The sequence below is a fragment of the Streptomyces sp. NPDC001450 genome (genome assembly GCF_053597295.1).
In genome coordinates this window covers 97410-113623 of sequence record NZ_JBSFHY010000004.1, presented here as the reverse complement: position 1 = coordinate 113623, position 16214 = coordinate 97410, and the positions used below count along the sequence as shown (strand labels likewise).

17 protein-coding genes are annotated in these 16214 nt (G+C 70.9%); 9 read left to right on the top strand and 8 right to left on the bottom strand.

What is annotated here, in order from left to right; genetic code table 11:
* Positions 1 to 326: 326 nt before the first annotated feature.
* Positions 327 to 965 (top strand): hypothetical protein, encoded by a 639-nt coding sequence (locus ACWC5O_RS05505; protein WP_450582487.1) that lies wholly within the window; start codon positions 327 to 329, stop codon positions 963 to 965.
* Positions 966 to 1132: 167 nt separating this feature from the next.
* Here the strand turns inward: ACWC5O_RS05505 and ACWC5O_RS05500 are convergent, their stop codons facing one another.
* Together ACWC5O_RS05500 and ACWC5O_RS05495 are read right to left on the bottom strand one after the other, a co-directional pair.
* Positions 1133 to 2827, bottom strand: coding sequence for a DEAD/DEAH box helicase (locus tag ACWC5O_RS05500; RefSeq protein ID WP_450582485.1), 1695 nt, complete (start codon positions 2825 to 2827; stop codon positions 1133 to 1135).
* An 86-nt stretch (positions 2828 to 2913) separates the two neighbouring features.
* Complete coding sequence (locus ACWC5O_RS05495; RefSeq protein WP_020943502.1) at positions 2914 to 3117, bottom strand: cold-shock protein; 204 nt, start codon at positions 3115 to 3117, stop codon at positions 2914 to 2916.
* 462 nt (positions 3118 to 3579) lie between these two features.
* Between ACWC5O_RS05495 and ACWC5O_RS05490 the strand changes: the two genes are divergently transcribed.
* Together ACWC5O_RS05490 and ACWC5O_RS05485 are read left to right on the top strand one after the other, a co-directional pair.
* Positions 3580 to 4836 (top strand): SLC13 family permease, encoded by a 1257-nt coding sequence (locus ACWC5O_RS05490; RefSeq protein ID WP_450582483.1) that lies wholly within the window; start codon positions 3580 to 3582, stop codon positions 4834 to 4836.
* Between the two features lie 5 nt (positions 4837 to 4841).
* On the top strand, positions 4842 to 5342 hold the full coding sequence (locus tag ACWC5O_RS05485; RefSeq protein ID WP_450582481.1) for a universal stress protein: 501 nt from the start codon (positions 4842 to 4844) through the stop codon (positions 5340 to 5342).
* 57 nt (positions 5343 to 5399) lie between these two features.
* Here ACWC5O_RS05485 and ACWC5O_RS05480 read toward each other — a convergent pair whose 3' ends face one another.
* The 4 genes from ACWC5O_RS05480 to ACWC5O_RS05465 all read right to left on the bottom strand — a co-directional run bounded on the left by ACWC5O_RS05480 (position 5400) and on the right by ACWC5O_RS05465 (position 10037).
* The gene (locus ACWC5O_RS05480; protein ID WP_450582479.1) at positions 5400 to 6035 is read right to left on the bottom strand and encodes a hypothetical protein; all 636 of its coding nucleotides are present in this window, start codon (positions 6033 to 6035) and stop codon (positions 5400 to 5402) included.
* A complete protein-coding gene (locus ACWC5O_RS05475) occupies positions 6032 to 6322 on the bottom strand; it encodes an SHOCT domain-containing protein (protein WP_450582477.1) in 291 nt (96 codons plus the stop codon). The genes ACWC5O_RS05480 and ACWC5O_RS05475 overlap by 4 nt, the downstream gene beginning before the upstream one ends.
* Positions 6323 to 7329: 1007 nt before the next feature.
* Positions 7330 to 8625 carry an MFS transporter gene (locus ACWC5O_RS05470; protein WP_450582475.1) on the bottom strand — a complete coding sequence of 432 codons (1296 nt, stop codon included), beginning with the start codon at positions 8623 to 8625 and terminating at the stop codon, positions 7330 to 7332.
* Positions 8622 to 10037: an MBL fold metallo-hydrolase gene (locus tag ACWC5O_RS05465; protein ID WP_450582473.1), complete on the bottom strand. Its 1416-nt coding sequence runs from the start codon at positions 10035 to 10037 to the stop codon at positions 8622 to 8624. The genes ACWC5O_RS05470 and ACWC5O_RS05465 overlap by 4 nt, the downstream gene beginning before the upstream one ends.
* Before the next feature lie 30 nt (positions 10038 to 10067).
* Here ACWC5O_RS05465 and ACWC5O_RS05460 point away from each other — a divergent pair, with 30 nt between their 5' ends.
* The 5 genes from ACWC5O_RS05460 (at position 10068) to ACWC5O_RS05440 (ending at position 13982) form a co-directional block, all read left to right on the top strand.
* A complete protein-coding gene (locus ACWC5O_RS05460; RefSeq protein ID WP_450582472.1) occupies positions 10068 to 10736 on the top strand; it encodes an ArsR/SmtB family transcription factor in 669 nt (222 codons plus the stop codon).
* Positions 10733 to 11905, top strand: a complete 1173-nt coding sequence (locus ACWC5O_RS05455; RefSeq protein ID WP_450582471.1) for a cysteine desulfurase family protein — start codon at positions 10733 to 10735, stop codon at positions 11903 to 11905. Before ACWC5O_RS05460 ends, ACWC5O_RS05455 begins: the two co-directional genes overlap by 4 nt.
* A 351-nt stretch (positions 11906 to 12256) precedes the next feature.
* Positions 12257 to 12604 (top strand): DUF190 domain-containing protein, encoded by a 348-nt coding sequence (locus tag ACWC5O_RS05450; protein WP_450582469.1) that lies wholly within the window; start codon positions 12257 to 12259, stop codon positions 12602 to 12604.
* A complete protein-coding gene (locus tag ACWC5O_RS05445) occupies positions 12601 to 12765 on the top strand; it encodes a hypothetical protein (protein ID WP_450582468.1) in 165 nt (54 codons plus the stop codon). Before ACWC5O_RS05450 ends, ACWC5O_RS05445 begins: the two co-directional genes overlap by 4 nt.
* A complete protein-coding gene (locus ACWC5O_RS05440; RefSeq protein WP_450582467.1) occupies positions 12762 to 13982 on the top strand; it encodes an MFS transporter in 1221 nt (406 codons plus the stop codon). Before ACWC5O_RS05445 ends, ACWC5O_RS05440 begins: the two co-directional genes overlap by 4 nt.
* A 57-nt stretch (positions 13983 to 14039) precedes the next feature.
* On the opposite strand, the gene ACWC5O_RS05435 is transcribed toward ACWC5O_RS05440, so the two are convergent.
* On the bottom strand, positions 14040 to 14537 hold the full coding sequence (locus tag ACWC5O_RS05435; RefSeq protein ID WP_450582466.1) for an inorganic diphosphatase: 498 nt from the start codon (positions 14535 to 14537) through the stop codon (positions 14040 to 14042).
* Entirely contained in the window at positions 14525 to 14881 is a 357-nt protein-coding gene (locus ACWC5O_RS05430; RefSeq protein WP_450582464.1) for a hypothetical protein, read from the bottom strand. Before ACWC5O_RS05430 ends, ACWC5O_RS05435 begins: the two co-directional genes overlap by 13 nt.
* 345 nt (positions 14882 to 15226) lie before the next feature.
* On the opposite strand from ACWC5O_RS05430, the gene ACWC5O_RS05425 reads away from it, so the two are divergent.
* The gene (locus ACWC5O_RS05425) at positions 15227 to 16012 is read left to right on the top strand and encodes a helix-turn-helix transcriptional regulator (protein ID WP_450582462.1); all 786 of its coding nucleotides are present in this window, start codon (positions 15227 to 15229) and stop codon (positions 16010 to 16012) included.
* Positions 16013 to 16214 lie beyond the last annotated feature (202 nt).

Below are 16214 nucleotides of genomic sequence, written 5' to 3'. Positions count from 1 at the left end.
GCAGCGACCGTGCGACCCACCCGGTCCCCGCGCTCGTCATGCTCGCCGGGTTCACCGCCACCGCCTCGTCGGCGGCCAGCCAAACTGCCCACCAGTGACCGGCGGGTCTCCGGCATTTTCGGCCCGTCGGCTGTCTGAATGTGACGGCGACCTTTCCGAACGGACAACTGGTGCTGTAGACACGTCAGTTGTTGCGTCTCCTGGATCGCAACAGGCGGTGATCGCGGCAACTTCAGTAGCTCTACCTGCGATCGCCGACCCCCCCCTCATGCACAGTGAAAGGCACATGTATGGCGAACGACCGCAGGATGCGCCACGGCGGACGAATGCTGGCGCTCTCAGCGGCTGCCCTGGGCATGGTCGCGGCGATAGCCGTTCCGGCCTCGGCCGATGACCAGCCCACCCGGGCGCAGCTCATAGCCGACTGCGACTCGGGTGCAGGGAAGTGCACCTTCAACGACCCGCAGTTGGGCCAGGCGTATCTCGGAGACTTCCACCGGGTCTCCGACTCGCTCTACAACTGCAGCACCTCGCCTGCCACCCAGTCGATGACCTGGTCCGACACGGTCGGTTCCACGGACTCGGCGGGCGTGTCCGTGACCGTCGGCGGCAAGATCGCGGACATCATCGATCTCAGCGTGACGGCGACTTACAGCCACACCTGGTCGAGCACGCACTCGGAGACCAGCTCCGTCAACATGACGGTGAAACCCGGTGAAGTCGGCTGGATCTCCCGTGCGCAGGTGATGCAGACCGTCTCCGGCACCTGGCAGACCCATTACGACGACCGGAAATGGGGGCACTACTTCTGGTTCGTCCCCGACGTCATCACCGGGCCTGCCCCGAACGGGACGGACGGCCAGAGCAACGCGGTGGTCGTCAAGTCCAGGAAAATGACCGCTGAGGAGAAGCAGTCCTGCTCCAGCCGCTCCGGTAAGGCCAAGACGTTCGTCGTCCAAGGCTGATCCACCGATCGCGCGCCTGGCTGCCTCGCGGTCCGTACACCCGCGAGGCAGCTCGGGCATGGCGAGGTGGGAGACCACACGCCGGACTCCGGCTTCCTCACCCAGTTGGTGGGTGACGAATGACTCGTACTCGGCGTGGTCGCGACAAGCACGCCCAGGACGAACTCCTACGAAAAGTGGTCACCAGGGCCGACCTTGCCTGATGCGGCACGGGTGGCAGAGGTGCGGCGGCCGCCTCGGCGGTCGGAGCGGCGGCCTCCGGTCCCGGCCGTGCCACCCGTGGCTCCGCCGGCCGCCGCACGTCGGCCGGATCCGCGGACAACCTGGCCGGAGGCGGCGCCGGTCGCCGCACCGGCCGCGGACTGGCGGTCGGAGCTGCGGCCGCCCGCGCCGACGGCATCGCCGGATCCCGCCCGGCGGTCGGAGCCCCGGCCCCCCGTCCCGGTGGCAGCACCTGTCGGCGCTTTGGCCCCGCCGCCGTTTCGGCGTCGGCGGCCGGACCGCCCGCCGGGCTTGGTGTCGGGCTTGCGGTCCGGGCGGGACGCCGTCGGTGTCGCCGGCTGGGGGACCTCGATGGTGACGGCCACGCCGGACGGCTCGCGGGCGCCGGTGATGGTGGCCAGTTCCGCGTCGCTCGACGTGATGCGGGCCGTCCGTGGGCGGATGCCCGCGTCCGACATGAGCCGGGTGACGTCCCGTTTCTGATCGGGCAGGACGAGCGTGACCACGCTTCCGGAACCGCCGGCACGGGCCGTGCGGCCGCCCCGGTGGAGGTAGTCCTTGTGGTCGGTGGGGGGATCGACGTTCACGACGAGGTCGAGGTCGTCGACGTGTATGCCCCGGGCCGCGACGTTCGTCGCCACCAGGGCGGTGACCTGGCCGTTCTTGAACTGTTCCAGGGTGCGGTTGCGCTGGGGCTGGGAGCGGCCTCCGTGCAGTGCCGCCGCGCGGACACCGACGGCCAGGAGCCGCTTGGCCAGGCGGTCGGCGGACCTCTTGGTGTCGAGGAAGAGAATGACCCGGCCGTCACGGGCCGCGATGCGCGTGGTGACGGCCTTCTTGTCGGTCTCGTCCTGGACGTGGAGCACGTGGTGCTCCATGGTGGTCACCGCTCCCGCGGACGGGTCCACGGAATGCACCACGGGGTCGGTCAGGAACCGCTGCACCAGGCGGTCGATGTTGCGGTCCAGGGTGGCCGAGAACAGCATGCGCTGTCCGTCGGGCCGCACTTGCTGGATCACCTTGGTGATCTGCGGCAGGAAGCCCATGTCGGTCATCTGGTCGGCTTCGTCCAGCACCGTGATGCGTACGTGGTCGAGCACGCAGTCCCCGCGTTCCACGAGGTCGTTGAGCCTGCCGGGCGTCGCCACGAGTACCTCGGTACCGCGCCGGAGCGCACCGGCCTGCTTGGTGATGGACAGCCCGCCGACCACGGTGGCCAGCCGGAGGTTCACCGCCGTCGCGTAGGGGGTCAGCGCGTCCGCCACCTGCTGGGCGAGTTCACGGGTGGGTACCAGCACGAGGGCGAGGGGTGCCTTGGGCTCCGCACGCAGTCCGGCCGTGCGGGCCAGCAGCGCCAGCCCGAACGCGAGGGTCTTGCCGGAACCGGTGCGTCCCCGTCCCAGCAGGTCACGGCCGGCGAGCGAGTTGGGCAGGGTGGCGGCCTGGATGGGGAAAGGGGCGGTCACGCCCTGCGTGGTGAGGGTCTTCAGCAGCCCCGCGGGCATGTCCAGACCGGCGAAGTCCTCGACGGCGGGAAGTGCGGGTGTCGTGCTTTCCGGCAGCCGGAATTCCGTCGGCGACGACGCGGACGGTCGGGGCGACGAGGCGCGCCGGTTCGGCTTCTGGGACCTGCGGGACATGCGGTTATCTGCCTTCCTGGAAACAGCACAAACCGGGGTCCGCACCATGACGGTGCGGACCCCGGCGAGCGGGTACGCGTCCGGGATCAGGCGGGGACGATGTTCTCCGCCTGCGGGCCCTTCTGGCCCTGCGTGACGTCGAAGGAGACCCGCTGGCCCTCCTGCAGCTCACGGAAGCCCTGGGTCGCGATGTTCGAGTAGTGGGCGAAGACGTCCGGACCGCCGCCGTCCTGCGCGATGAAGCCGAAACCCTTTTCAGAGTTGAACCACTTCACGGTTCCCTGTGCCATGACCTTCTCCTTCAATAGGCAGAGGCCCCATCCGGAGACGCCGGAAAACAAATAAGCGCCTGAAGGAGGAACATTCCCGTCAGGCGCACATAGGTTCATGGGTACCACAACTGCAACAGCGGAACCGTAGCACAGCTCGGCGGCCCATGGTGCGTCACCGAGGCGCGCGCGAGCGCACCTCGTCTACAGGCCGCGAACTTCCTCCATATATCACGGATTCGGCCGTTCTTCCCAGGTCAGAGGCATCGAGGACCCTCGGGCGTCAGCAAAAGGCCGGCATCGGACGCCAAGGGGCCACCATCACATGGCAGCACGCACACGCGCCCGCGACACGGGCACCTTCTTCAGACCGAGGAGTCCGGCTTCGGGACTCGAGCATCACGTCTACCCGGCGGTCTGGCCACCCAGCCCAACGCCTTCGACAGGTCGCGTGGGCGGTCGCGGGCGGGGGAAGATCAGGTGGTGAACTCGTCTGTGGCGGAGGCAGTCTCCGTCGTTCTGCTGCTGGCCGTGCTGGCGTGCGCCGTCATTCGCCCGTTCGGGTGGCCGGAGGCGGTTGTCGCCGTCCCGGCTGCGGGTGTGGCGATCGCCACTGGGGCGCTCTCGCTGGGGCACGCCCGTGAGGAGGCGGAGCGGCTCGGGCCGGTGATCGGGTTCCTTGCGGCCGTCCTGGTCCTCGCCCAACTGTGTGACGACGAGGGCTTGTTCCACGCGTGCGGGGCGTGGATGGCCCGTAGCGCGGCGGGCCGCCCGCGTCGCCTGCTGGTGCAGGTGTTCGCAGCCGCGTCTGCGATCACCGCGGTGCTCAGTCTGGACGCCACGATCGTGCTGCTGACGCCGGTGGTGTTCGCCACCGCCGCCCGGCTCGGTGCCCGGCCGAAACCGCACGTCTACGCCTGCACCCACCTGTCGAACACCGCGTCGCTGCTGCTGCCGGTCTCCAACCTCACCAACCTGCTCGCGTTCGCCGCCAGCGGGCTGAGTTTCACGCGCTTCGCCGCCCTGATGGCCTTGCCCTGGCTGGTGGCCATCGCCACCGAGTACGTGGTCTTCCGCTTGTTCTTCGCCACCGACCTGGACGCGGGAGCTCAGGCCCCACGCACCGCCGAACAACGCGAACTGCCGTTGTTCGCCCTGGTCACAGTGGCCTGCACGCTGGCCGGGTTCGTTCTCACCTCCATGGTGGACGTCAACCCCGCGTGGGCGGCCTTCGCCGGCGCCCTCGTACTCGCCGTGCGGGCTCTGGCCCAGCGCCGCACCACGCCCACCGCCATCGTGCGTGCCGCCGCGGTGCCGTTCCTCGCCTTCGTCCTGGCCCTGGGACTGGTGGTCCGCGCGGTCGTCGACAACGGGCTGGCGGCCGGGCTGGGTCACCTGATCCCGGGCGGTACGGGACTGGTGGCCCTGTTCGGCATCGCGGCCCTGGCCGCGGTGCTGGCCAACGTCATCAACAACCTGCCCGCCGTGCTGGTGCTGCTGCCGCTGACCGCCCCGTCCGGGCCGGGCGCGGTCCTGGCAGTCCTGCTGGGGGTGAACATCGGCCCGAACCTCACCTACGCCGGCTCCCTGGCCACGCTGCTGTGGCGGCGCATCGTGCACGAACACGACAGTAACGTCGAACTCGGCGAGTTCACCCGGCTCGGTGTGTTCACCGTGCCTGCCGCCCTGGGGCTGTCGGTGGTGGCACTGTGGACCTCGCTCACCCTCATCGGAGGCTGACCGTCATGAAAGTCATCGCCTGGATCACCGAGGGCACGTGGCCCGCCGGCATCGACGCGGCCCGCGCCCACGCGCCGGAGGACGCCGACATCGTGCTGCTCCACGTCACCCCGGCCGACGTCCCGGGCGCGGCGCACAGCGCCTTCGCCGGTCTGCTCGGTCGCGGCCATGGCGAACGCGACCCCGGCACGCAGCTGGAGCACCTGGCCGCTGCCTCCGCCGAGACGTTCCTGGCCGAGGCCGCGCAGCGTCTGGGCCGCCCGTGCGCCCGCGTCGAGCGGACCGGCCGCGTCGAGCGGGAAGTCGTTGCCGCTGCCGAGGGCGCGGACCTGCTCATCCTCGCCCGCGACGGTGACCGCACCCATCTCGGGCCGCGCAGCCTGGGGCATGCCAGCCGTTTCATCGTCGACCACGCCCCGTGCCCTGTCCTGCTGGTGTGGCCCGAGCCCGCGCCCGGCATCGACACCATCCCGCCCCCGCCACCCCACCCGCCGCACCACCGATAGCGGCAGGCGCCCGGCACCGGACCGTCTTCCGCGGCCAGGAGCATGGCTGAGGTTGGACTATGTCTTGCCGGGGTGATCTTGCATCCGGATGAATTGGCCGTGCCAGGTGTGGTACCAGACCTGGCCGGTGGTCGCGTTGACCGAGAGCATGCCGACGACGTGGCCGTCACGCAGGGTGTGCAGGGTGTAGTAGCCGGGGAACTGGTCAGGTTCGGCGGCGCGCAGCCCGTGGCGGTGCTCACTGAGCCAGCGGTCGGCGACTCTCACCGCCTGGTCGGGCCCGATCGCCGCGGTGCCGGGCCGGGGGCCGGCGTGCATCATGCCGTAGCCGGTGTTCCACATCATGGCCGGCCCGAACTCCAGCTGGACGGCACCGCTGCCCGGGTCGATGAGGACCTCGGTCGCGTGGCTGCCGTCAGGCGCGAGAAGCTCGGCGTAGTAGCCGTTGCTGAACTGCATGATCTCCCCGACGTGCAGGCCCCAGCGCTGGGCGAAGCGCCCGGCGGCGCGGTCGGCGTCGGCCATGTTGTGTACGGGGCCCTGGCGGGAGACGGTGCCCATCATCGCCCCGGGGCCTGGCCGCCACGACGGGGAGCCGCCGCCTGCGACCCACACGATCGAAGCGATCAGTGCGGCCACTGCGGCGACCAGCACGGTCAGCGGCAGCCAGCTGCCCCGTAGCCGCCTGGTCACCGGGGCCTCGGCTTGTGGGCGGCGAGGCGTTCACGCGCCTCGGTGTAGGCGTCCGCGTCGATCTCACCGGCGGCGTAGCGGCGGTCGAGGATCTCCTCCGGGGTCTCCCGGTGCTCGCGGCTCGCCCAGCCCTCCCGTCCCCGGCTGCCGTCCGGGTGACCGCCGGACGGGCTGTGCGTCAGGCGTATCACCGCCCATACGGCGAGGCCGATCAACGCGATCCACAGCAAGGGCATGAAGGCCATCCAAGCCCAGCCACCGCCCCAGCCGCCGTCCCAGTACATCATCGCAGCTCACCTCCCAGGAGGCTCCTGCTCTCCAGTCTCCCCAGCGAGGGCATGACGGCGGCAGGGGCCTTCTGGCCCGGCCGCTGGACCATTCGGCTCCCTTGTGTTCGGGGACAGGGCGATCTGGCACGGTCGGTATCGATACGGCCACGTGCAGGTGGGACCGGCACCTGGGCGCGCACGTCCTGTGCACGTCCTGCCCGGGAGATCCGCTGCGGTCAGGCCTTCCGACTCCCGCGGCGGCGCATCATGGCGAACGCACCGCCGCCGCCCGCGAGGGCCAACATGGCCCCGGCCGCGATCGGCAAGGGCGCCGAGCTCGTGGCGCTGCCGCCCACGCCGGCTCTGACAGTCCCATGCGGGGTGGGCGGGACCCGCATCGTCGGAGTGGCGGACGGCATCGCGGACTGCGTCATGGTGCAGGTCATCGTCATGGTCGAGGGCATTGCCATGGCGGATGGCATCGTCATGGTGCACGGCACTGTCTTGGCGGACGGCATCGTCATGGCAGACGGCATCGGCATTGTGCACGTCATCGACATCGTGGTGGCGGAGGATCGCTGCATGGTGCAGCTCGGTGACACGCTGGATGTCCCGGTCGGGCCCGGCCACGCGGTCGCCGGCACGGCGAGAGCGGTCAGGGAGATCGTGCCGACGGCGAGGGCAGCGGCGGCTATGCGACGAGAGCGCATGATTCTCTCCTCAGCCGGACGCGGCCACGGTGACCGCGTGAGGGGGATCCGGCATACAGAGATGAAAGCGTCGTGCTGGCGTGCATCGCGACGCGAACTGATCCCCCTCTCACCCGGATGCAGCCCGGTCACGGCCCGATCAAGCTGTTTTCCCAAGTCGTTGGGCATGCCTGCGCCATCACAGACCGAGGTTGCTCGGTCCGCCTTCTGGGTGACGGTCGGAGCGCGGCCAGGGCCAGGGGCTCCTGGTGGACTGAGCCAGGCTGCAGGGTGCCGCAGCCGAGGTTCTGATCGCGTACGAGCCAGGCTCCTCGGTCAGGCAGGAGGGATCGCGGGACGGGGGTGGGTTTCGTACATGCGGATCGCCACGATCAGTCCGGAGGCGGCGGTGAGGGCGGCGACGGCCCAGATGGCGATGGTCACGCTGTAGGCATCGGCGAGGGCTCCGGCGAGCAGGGCGCCGACGGCGAAGCCGCCGTCGCGCCAGAGGCGGTAGACGCCGACGGATCGGGCGCGCCATGCGGGGTGGGCGACGTCGCCGATGGCGGCCAGCAGGGTGGGGTAGACCAGCGCGGTGCCAACGCCGAGCATGACCTGGGCCGCGGACCAGACGGGGAAGCTGGTGCCGATCGCCACCAGGGCGATGGCCGCGGCCTGGATCAGCATGCCGGCGGTGATCAGGTGTTTGCGGCCGATGCGGTCGGACCACCAGCCGGTGAAGAGTTGCCCGAAGCCCCATATCGCGGGGTAGAGGGCGGCCAGGACGCCGATCCGGACGACGGACAGGCCGTGGGCGGCGAAGAGGAGGGGGAAGATGCCCCAGGCGAGGGCGTCGTTGAGGTTGTTGACCAGGCCGGCCTGGCTGGCGGCGGACAGGGCCTTGTCGCGGAAGCTGGTGATCCAGGCAATCTGGCCGGTCGTCAGCTCACCGTGGTGCTCCGGGTTCTTGGGTGCCGGGTGGCGGGCGGCTTCGGCGCGGGCGTGGCCCTGCGTCTCGCGCACCGCGAGGGTGGACAGGCCGAGAGCGAGAGCCGCGTAGGCCACGCCGAGGAGGAAGGGGGCGGGCCGCAGTCCCCAGTGGGCGGCGATGGCACCGGTGGCCATGGCGGTGGCCGCGAGGGCGACGTAGCCGGAGGCTTCGTTGAAGCCCATGGCCAGCCCGCGGCGGGCCGGTCCGACCAGGTCGATCTTCATGATGACGGTGGTGGACCAGGTCAGACCCTGGTTGACACCGAGCAGGACGTTGGCGAAGACGATCCAGCCCCAGGCCGGACCGAAGATCAGCAGCACCGGCACCGGCAGTGCCACCAACCAGCCGGCGACCAGCACGGGCTTGCGGCCGTAGCGGTCGGAGAGGGTGCCGGCGAAGAAGTTGGTGATCGCCTTGGTGGCGCCGAAGGCCACGATGTACGTCAGTGCGGCGGTGTAGGCGGACAGGTGAAAGACGTCCTTGGCGAGCAACGGCAACACGGTGCGTTCCTGGCCGAGCATGCCGCCGACGAGGGCGTTGACCGCGACCAGGAGGGAGAACTGGGCGAGGTTGGCGCGCAGACCGAGCCGTATGCCGTCGTCGGCGGCACCGGGCGGAGCGGTGGTGGCGGGGGTGGTCACCGGCCCTCCTCCAGGGTGCGGCCGGTGGCCTTGGCCCAGTCGGCGGCTCCGCCGACCAGCACGGCGAGATCATCGGCGCCGCTGCGGACGAGGAAGCTGGCGGCGGTCATGGCGCGCTCGCCGTGCCCGCACATCACCACAGCCCCGTGCGGTGCCGGTCCGGACGCGCCCGCCAGGGTGCCGAGTTCCGCGTGTACGGCTCCGGGGATGTGCCCGGCGGTGTACTCGGCCTGCTGGCGTACGTCGAGGACGGGGCGGTCGCCGATGCGGTCGGCGGTGACGAGTTCCAGTGTCCGCACGGATCCGTCGTCCGCTCGCCAGGCGTCCATGCCTCCTGCCAGGTGGCCGGCGAGACGGTCGTAGCCGATCTTCGCCGCCTGCCAGGCCACCTCGGCCCCGTCCTGGCCGGGGCCGAGGACGAACACCAGCGGAGCCTCGGGCGGCAGCAGCCAGCCCAGCCAGGTGGCGAACGCCTCGCGCAAGGGAATCGAGACGGCACCGGGGATGTGCCCGGCGGCGAACTGCTTCACCGGGCGGACGTCGACCAGCTGCGCGCCCTGACCCAGCAGGCTCCGCACCGCCGCGACGTCCAGCGGCGCCAGGCCCAGCTCGGCGGGCAGGAGGGCAGGTCCGAGCCGGTTCAGCTGCCCGAGCCGGTCGAAGTACGCGGGGTAGGAGCCGAGGCTGTCCAGCAGCTGTCGTGCGAAGGCGTCCTCGTCCGGTGCCGCGAGCAGGGCGTTGGCCTGCTTCTGGGCGCCGATGGTGGTGGTGCGCTCCGCTCCGGGCGGGGCGGAGCAGAACGAGCCGGCACCGTGGGTGGGCCACACGGCAGTGGCGTCCGGCAGGCCGGCGAGGCGGTGCAGGGAGTGGTACTGGGCGCGGGCCAGCTCCTCCGTGCGCTCGGGGCCGAGGAGGTCGGGGCGTGCGGCCGAGCCGACGATCAGGGAGCCGCCGGTGAACACCCCCAGCTCCCGGGAGCCGTCCAGCAGCAGGTAGGACAGATGCTCGTCGGTGTGACCAGGGGTGGCCAGCGCCCGCAGGGTGAGTCCGCCCAGGTCGATCTCGTCGCCGTCGGCCAGCGGGGTGTGGTCGAAGGCGCGGTCTCCGGCGGCGGAGGCCAGCACGGTGGCGCCGTCGTCGTGCGCCAGTTGCAGGGCGCCGGTGAGGAAGTCGGCGTGCAGATGGGTGTCGGCCGCGTATGCCACCGTGAGGCCGCGCCTGGCGGTGGTCTCGCGCAGCGCGCGGACGTCCCGGGAGGCATCGACGGCCAGAGCTCGGCCGTCGCCGAGGCCGACGAGGTAGGCGCAGTTGCCCAGTCCCTCGTCGACCAGGGGTATCAGGTGGTCGTCGGTGAAGCCCACGGTGTCCTCCAGAAGGCCGGGCCGGGGTGGCGCATCGCCTTCCCCACTCATACAATATTCCACGGATTCATGGAGGATGCCATGGGAGACCCCGTCCGCAAAGCCGCTCTGTTCGAGGCGCTCGCCACCACCGGCAAGGCACTGTCCAACGGCAAGCGCCTGGAACTGCTGGACCTGCTCGCCCAGGGCGAACGCACCGTGGACGCCCTCGCGAAGGCCGCCGGACTGGGCCTGACCACCGCCTCCGCCCACCTGCAGACCCTCAAACAGGCCGGCCTGGTCACCACCCGCCGCGAGGGCACCCGCATCCACTACCGGCTCGCCGGAGACGATGTCGCGCAGCTGTTCGCGTTGCTGCGCACGGTCGCCGAAACCCACCAGGCCGCGGTGCCTGCCGCCCGGGACGCCTACCTCGGCGAGGACGGCGCCCAGGAAGTCACCCGCGAGGAACTGCGTGCCCGCGTGCCGGCCGGGGACGTGGTGGTGCTGGATGTGCGACCGGTGGAGGAATACCGGGCCGGACACATCCCAGGAGCTGTGTCCATCCCCGTCGACGAGCTGGCCGAGCGGATCACCGAGCTGCCCGAGGACACGGAGGTCGTCGTCTACTGCCGCGGCGCCTACTGCGTGCTCGCCTACGACGCGGTGCGGCTGCTGGCCGACCGCGGACGGCGGGCGCTGCGGCTGAGCGACGGCATGCTGGAATGGCGCCTGGCCGAACTGCCCGTCAGTACCGGGGCGTCGGCATGACCCACACTGCTCCGCCGCATCCGGGACTGGCCGACGGGCCCATCTACCTGGACTACAACGCCACCACCCCCGTAGACCCGCGCGTCGCCGAAGCGATGCTGCCGCACCTGACCGACTTCTTCGGTAATCCCTCCAGCAGCCACCTCTACGGCGCTGAGCCGAAAGCGGCCCTGGAAAACGCGCGGGCGCAGGTCGCCGGCCTGATCGGCGCCCGCTGCGACGAGATCGTCTTCACCGCCTCCGGCTCGGAGGCCGACCTGCTCGCCCTGCGCGGGGCGGCCCTTGCTTCCCGTCGGTCCCGCCCGCACGTGATCACCCAGGCCACCGAGCACCCGGCAGTCCTGGAGTCCTGCCGCGCCCTTGAGCGCCTGCACGGCGCGCGGGTCACGGTGCTGCCGGTCGACGGCGACGGCCTGGTCGACCCCTCCGCGCCGGCCGCCGCCCTGGACGAGGACACAGTGCTGGTGTCGGTGATGGCCGCCAACAACGAGACCGGCGCCCTGCAGCCGATCGCCGAACTCGCCGCTCTCGCCCACGAGTACGGTGTGCTGTTCCACTGCGACGCCGCCCAGGCGGTGGGGAAGATCCCCCTCGACGTCGAGGAGTGGGGCGTGGACCTGCTCACCGTCGTGGGGCACAAGATGTATGCCCCGAAGGGTGCGGCCGCGCTGTACGTGCGCGACGGCGTGCGGCTGGAGCCGGTCGTCTACGGCGGCGGCCAGGAACGCGGCCTGCGGGCCGGCACCGAGAACACCGCCCTGGCCGTGGCGCTCGGCACCGCGGCCCGGCTGGCCGCCGACGACCTTGCGCAGGACGGACCCGCCCGAGTGGCTGCACTGCGGGACGACCTGCACCGGCGCCTGGCCGACGCGCTGCCCGGTCGCGTCCACCTCAACGGGCCCCGGACGGCACGCCTGCCGAACACGCTGAACGTCAGCATCGACGGCGTGCTCGGGCACGAACTCCTCGCCGCTGTGCCGGAGATCGCCGCCTCCACCGGATCGGCCTGCCACAGCGGCACCCACACCCCCTCCCCGGTCCTGACCGCGATGGGTTTGGACAGCAAGCGGGCGTCGGGGGCCCTGCGGGTGTCGCTGGGCCGCTGGTCCACGACGGCTGACATCGAGACGGCGGTGACCGCACTCATCGAGGCGGCCGCCGCGCACTGACCGGGCCCACCGGCCCGCCCTCACCCTGGCTCCCGTCTTGCCTGTCCCAGCCGCCCCCGACAGGCCAACAATGATCGTCCGGAAGATGGACGCACCGCGTGCGGCGATGCGGCGTTAATCTGGTCGCCAGCTGCGGCATCTGATCGCAGCGCGGTGGAGTCGCCGTACCCGAACCGCGGCATCGGTGCCGCCGACAGTTCCTGCTTGCGAAGGTGTGTGCCCGTGTACCTGGGCCCCGGCGAGTAGGAGACGTACGTTTCACCGACGTGTGGGCGGCGCACCGGCTGGTCCGGCCGTTCTTCTATGGCTTGCGGCGACGATGACGCGCCGCCTGGTGGCAGGGAGGCAGCGGTGACAAGGCTGACGGGCAGGGCACTGCGCGTGACGATCTTCATCGGTGAGAACGACGTCTGGCACCACAAGCCCCTGTACAGCGAGATCGTGCACCGTGCGCACAAGGCAGGGCTGGCCGGCGCCTCGGTGTTCCGCGGCGTGGAAGGCTTCGGCGCCTCCTCCTTGATCCACACCTCGCGGTTGCTGTCGCTGAGCGAAGACCTGCCGGTGGCGATCGTGATCGTGGACGCCGAGGACCAGGTGCGGCAGTTCCTGCCCCAGCTGGACGAGCTGGTCGGGGAGGGGCTGGTGATTCTCGACGAGTGCGAGGTCATCCGGTACGTGGGCAGGGAGAAGAAGGCGTGAACTGGCTGCTCGTGATCCGCGGCGCCATGGTCTGGGCCGTGGCGGCCGGGGCCGCCTCGTCGCAGATGCTGTTCTTCGCCGCCGCCGTCGGCGCCAGCATGGTGGCCGGCCTGGGGGTGGCGTTCGTCGGTGTGTCGTTCGGGCAGGCACTGTGGGCGTGAACCGGCCGGTGCCCGAGGAGCGGGCGGCGGAGCGGTCATCGGCGCGAATGGGGCCGTGGCGGTTCGTGCTCTGGTTCGGCACGGTCAGTCTGCTTGCGGACGTCGTGTACGAGGGCGCCCGCTCGATCACCGGGCCGTTGCTCGCCTCACTGGGCGCGTCCGCCCTGGTCGTCGGAGTGGTCACCGGCGCCGGGGAGGCGGCGGCGCTGGGGCTGCGACTGGTCTCCGGGCCTCTGGCGGACCGCACCCGCCGCTTCTGGGGCCTGGCGATCGCCGGGTACGCCCTGACGGTCGTCTCGGTGCCGCTGCTGGGCGTGGCCGGTGCGCTGTGGGCCGCGTGCGTGCTGGTGATCGCCGAGCGGGTGGGCAAGGCGGTGCGCTCACCGGCGAAGGACACGCTGCTCTCGCACGCCACCGCCGCGACCGGCCGGGGCCGCGGCTTCGCCGTCCACGAGGCGCTGGACCAGATCGGCGCCCTGGCCGGTCCGCTGCTGGTCGCGGGCGTGCTCGCGCTGACCGGGAACGACTACGGCCCCGCGCTCGGTGTGCTCGCCGCGCCGGGCGTCGTCGTACTGCTGTTGCTGTTCTGGCTGCGGGCGCGGGTGCCGGATCCGGAAGGCTACGAACGCGCGGTGGAGGTCGCGGCGCCCGTGGCACCGCAGGCGCGGGACGGGCGGCTGCCGAGGGCGTTCTGGACGTACGCCGCCTTCACGGCGGCCACCACGACCGGGTTCGCGACCTTCGGGGTGCTCTCCTACCACCTGGTCGAGCGGCATCTGCTGACCGCCGCGTGGGTGCCGGTGCTGTACGCGGCGGCGATGGCCGTGGACGCGGTCGCGGCGCTGGCCAGCGGCTGGGTCTACGACCGGATCGGCCCACGCGTTCTGGTCGCGCTGCCGGTGCTGACCGCGGGCGTGGTGGCCCTGGCGTTCACCGACACCGTCGCGATCGCGGCGGCCGGGTCGCTGGTGTGGGGCGCGGCCATGGGCATACAGGAGTCCACCCTGCGCGCCACGGTCGCCGACCTCGTGCCCCGGGGGCGGCGGGCGACCGCCTACGGGCTGTTCGCCGGTGTCGTCGGCGCGGCGAGCCTGGCGGGCGGTGCACTGACGGGTGGCCTGTACGGCTACTCGATCCCCGTGCTGATCACGGTGGTCGTCGCCATCCAGGTGCTGGCCGTGGTGCTGCTTGCCGTCACCGGGGTCGAGCGGCGCTGAGACGCCGGCAGAGTTCGGCGTCGCCGGACTTGATCTGTAGTGCCTCGTCGGGGTGGTTCACGCCGGCTCGCTGGTGGCCGTGGCCGCGCGCTGCCGGGACGCTTCGATCTCCGCGTACGCACCGTCGCGGCCCTCCCAGTGGGAGCCCTCGACGGACTTGCCGGGCTCCAGGTCCTTGTAGACCTCGAAGAAGTGGGTGATCTCCAGCCGGTCGAACTCGGAGATGTCACCGATGTCCTGCACATTCGCATAGCGCGGGTCGTGGGCGGGGACGCACAACACCTTGTCGTCGGGGCCGTGTTCGTCCTTCATGCAGAACATGCCTACGGCCCGGCACTCGATGGTGCAGCCGGGGAAGGTGGGCTCGCCGGTCAGGACGAGCGCGTCGAGCGGGTCGCCGTCACGCCCCAGGGTGCCGTCGATGTAGCCATAGTCGGCCGGGTACTTGGTGGAGGTGAACAGCAGCCGGTCCAGCCGGATGCGGTGCAGCGTGTGGTCCATCTCGTACTTGTTGCGGGAACCCTGTGGGATCTCCACGGTCACTATGAACTCCACGTCGTCCTCCTTGCCTCGTCGGTGTGGGCCTCGTCGGTGTGGTCCTCGCAAGGGCGGGATCCATGCTTCAGTTGGAAGTCCGTCCCGGCACGCCCGCAGGCCTGCGCCGTCCGGCCGGTCACCGGGCCCGGCTCGCCACAGGCGGCCACCGCCGCATCGGCCGGCCGCTGCGCGGACACCGCCTTGTCCAGCACCTCGACCAGCGACCGTATCTGAGCGGGGCGCGAGAGACGGACGGGTGGGAAATGGCGACGGCGCAGGCGAGCGAGGAGGCGGACGGTACGGCGCCACAGTTCCGTGCCGGGCAGCGGTGCGGGCGGGGCGAGCGCAGAACGTACAGGCATGGCTCCTCCTGGTCAGCACGGCTGGACCAGGGACCGTCAGCGGACGCGCGTCCGCGGTTGCGGTGAGCCCCATCACCGGCATGCCCCTCCCAGGGGGGTGTGCCCTTCCAGTGTGCGCCTCGGTCCATTCCAGGCCACCCCGTCGGTGGCGGGCATGGGCCGGATGGGCATCTGACCAGGACCATCAGCGCGCGCTCAACACTGGGCCGTCTTGGACGGCCACGATCCGGCTCGGTGGCTACCGAGTCATGGAATGTCGCCGGCCGGGGTGTCCGCCGCCAGCTGAACCGGGCGGGGTGTGTTTCGCCTCGCCCGGCCATCTGCGTGCGCGCTGGGCTCGGTTGAATGGATCACCCTGCGTGGCGATCCCGCTACCTGATGCCACAAGATGTCAACTTCATCTGCGAACATGCGCAGAAGGTCCTGACATTGGTGACCGGTCGAGGGCTGATGCAGATACCCTCGCGTCAGTCCCTCTCCCTGATCAAAGCGACGCGCCCAGGAGAATGCTCGGTGGCAGCAGCTGATGCCTACGCAAGACTCGCCGGAACCCTGGAGCGCATCCAACATGCCTCCGGACGCTCCGATTTGCTCGACGTGCTCAACACCGAGGACCTGGCGTTCGAGACCGGGATCCCTGAGTCCGTCGTGCGGACCCTGCTCGCAGGGGACAGGGTCGAAGCGATCTCGGTGTCGGATCGCGTCCGGCAGCGGCTCGACTTCCTCCGCGAGACCCGGCGGCGCGACGACGGAAGGAAGTACACCCTCGAGGAGATGGCCGCCGCTGCGGGCGTAACCCGTCAGACGATGAGCGAGTGGCGCAGGAAGGGCATGCCGAGCCTGGAGTCCGCCGACCGGCTGCGCCGCTTCTTCTCCCTGCCGCCCGGGTTCTTCTTCGCAGATGAGCCGGAGGCGCTCAACGAAGCGCTTCAATGGCATCTGCAGGAGTTCGAATCGCGATCTGACCCGCTCGCGCAGCTTCGCACGCCTGAGATCCTCCGGCTGGCCGCGCGCGGGCTCCTCTCGCCCACGGGGGTGCAGGCGATGGCTCAGTGGGCGGAGGCCGTCACCCGACCTGACAACCCCGGTGCCGGCAGCGGCGGCCAGGACCAAGAGCGGCATGTGCCGTGAACTTTGAGTTCGCCGGGGCATCGGGCCCTGTGCAGCCGCCCCGGTCGCGCGTCCCGCTTCGGGGCCTTGCCGCGGCCCGCGGCTGCACACCTTCGTCGAGCTGCGAGGACGGACAATGACTCCTCTGGCCAGGCTTCATCAGTGGCAGAGGTTAAGGAAGCGCGACCGGGAGATGCATCAGTTCGCTGAGACACTTCTCGGT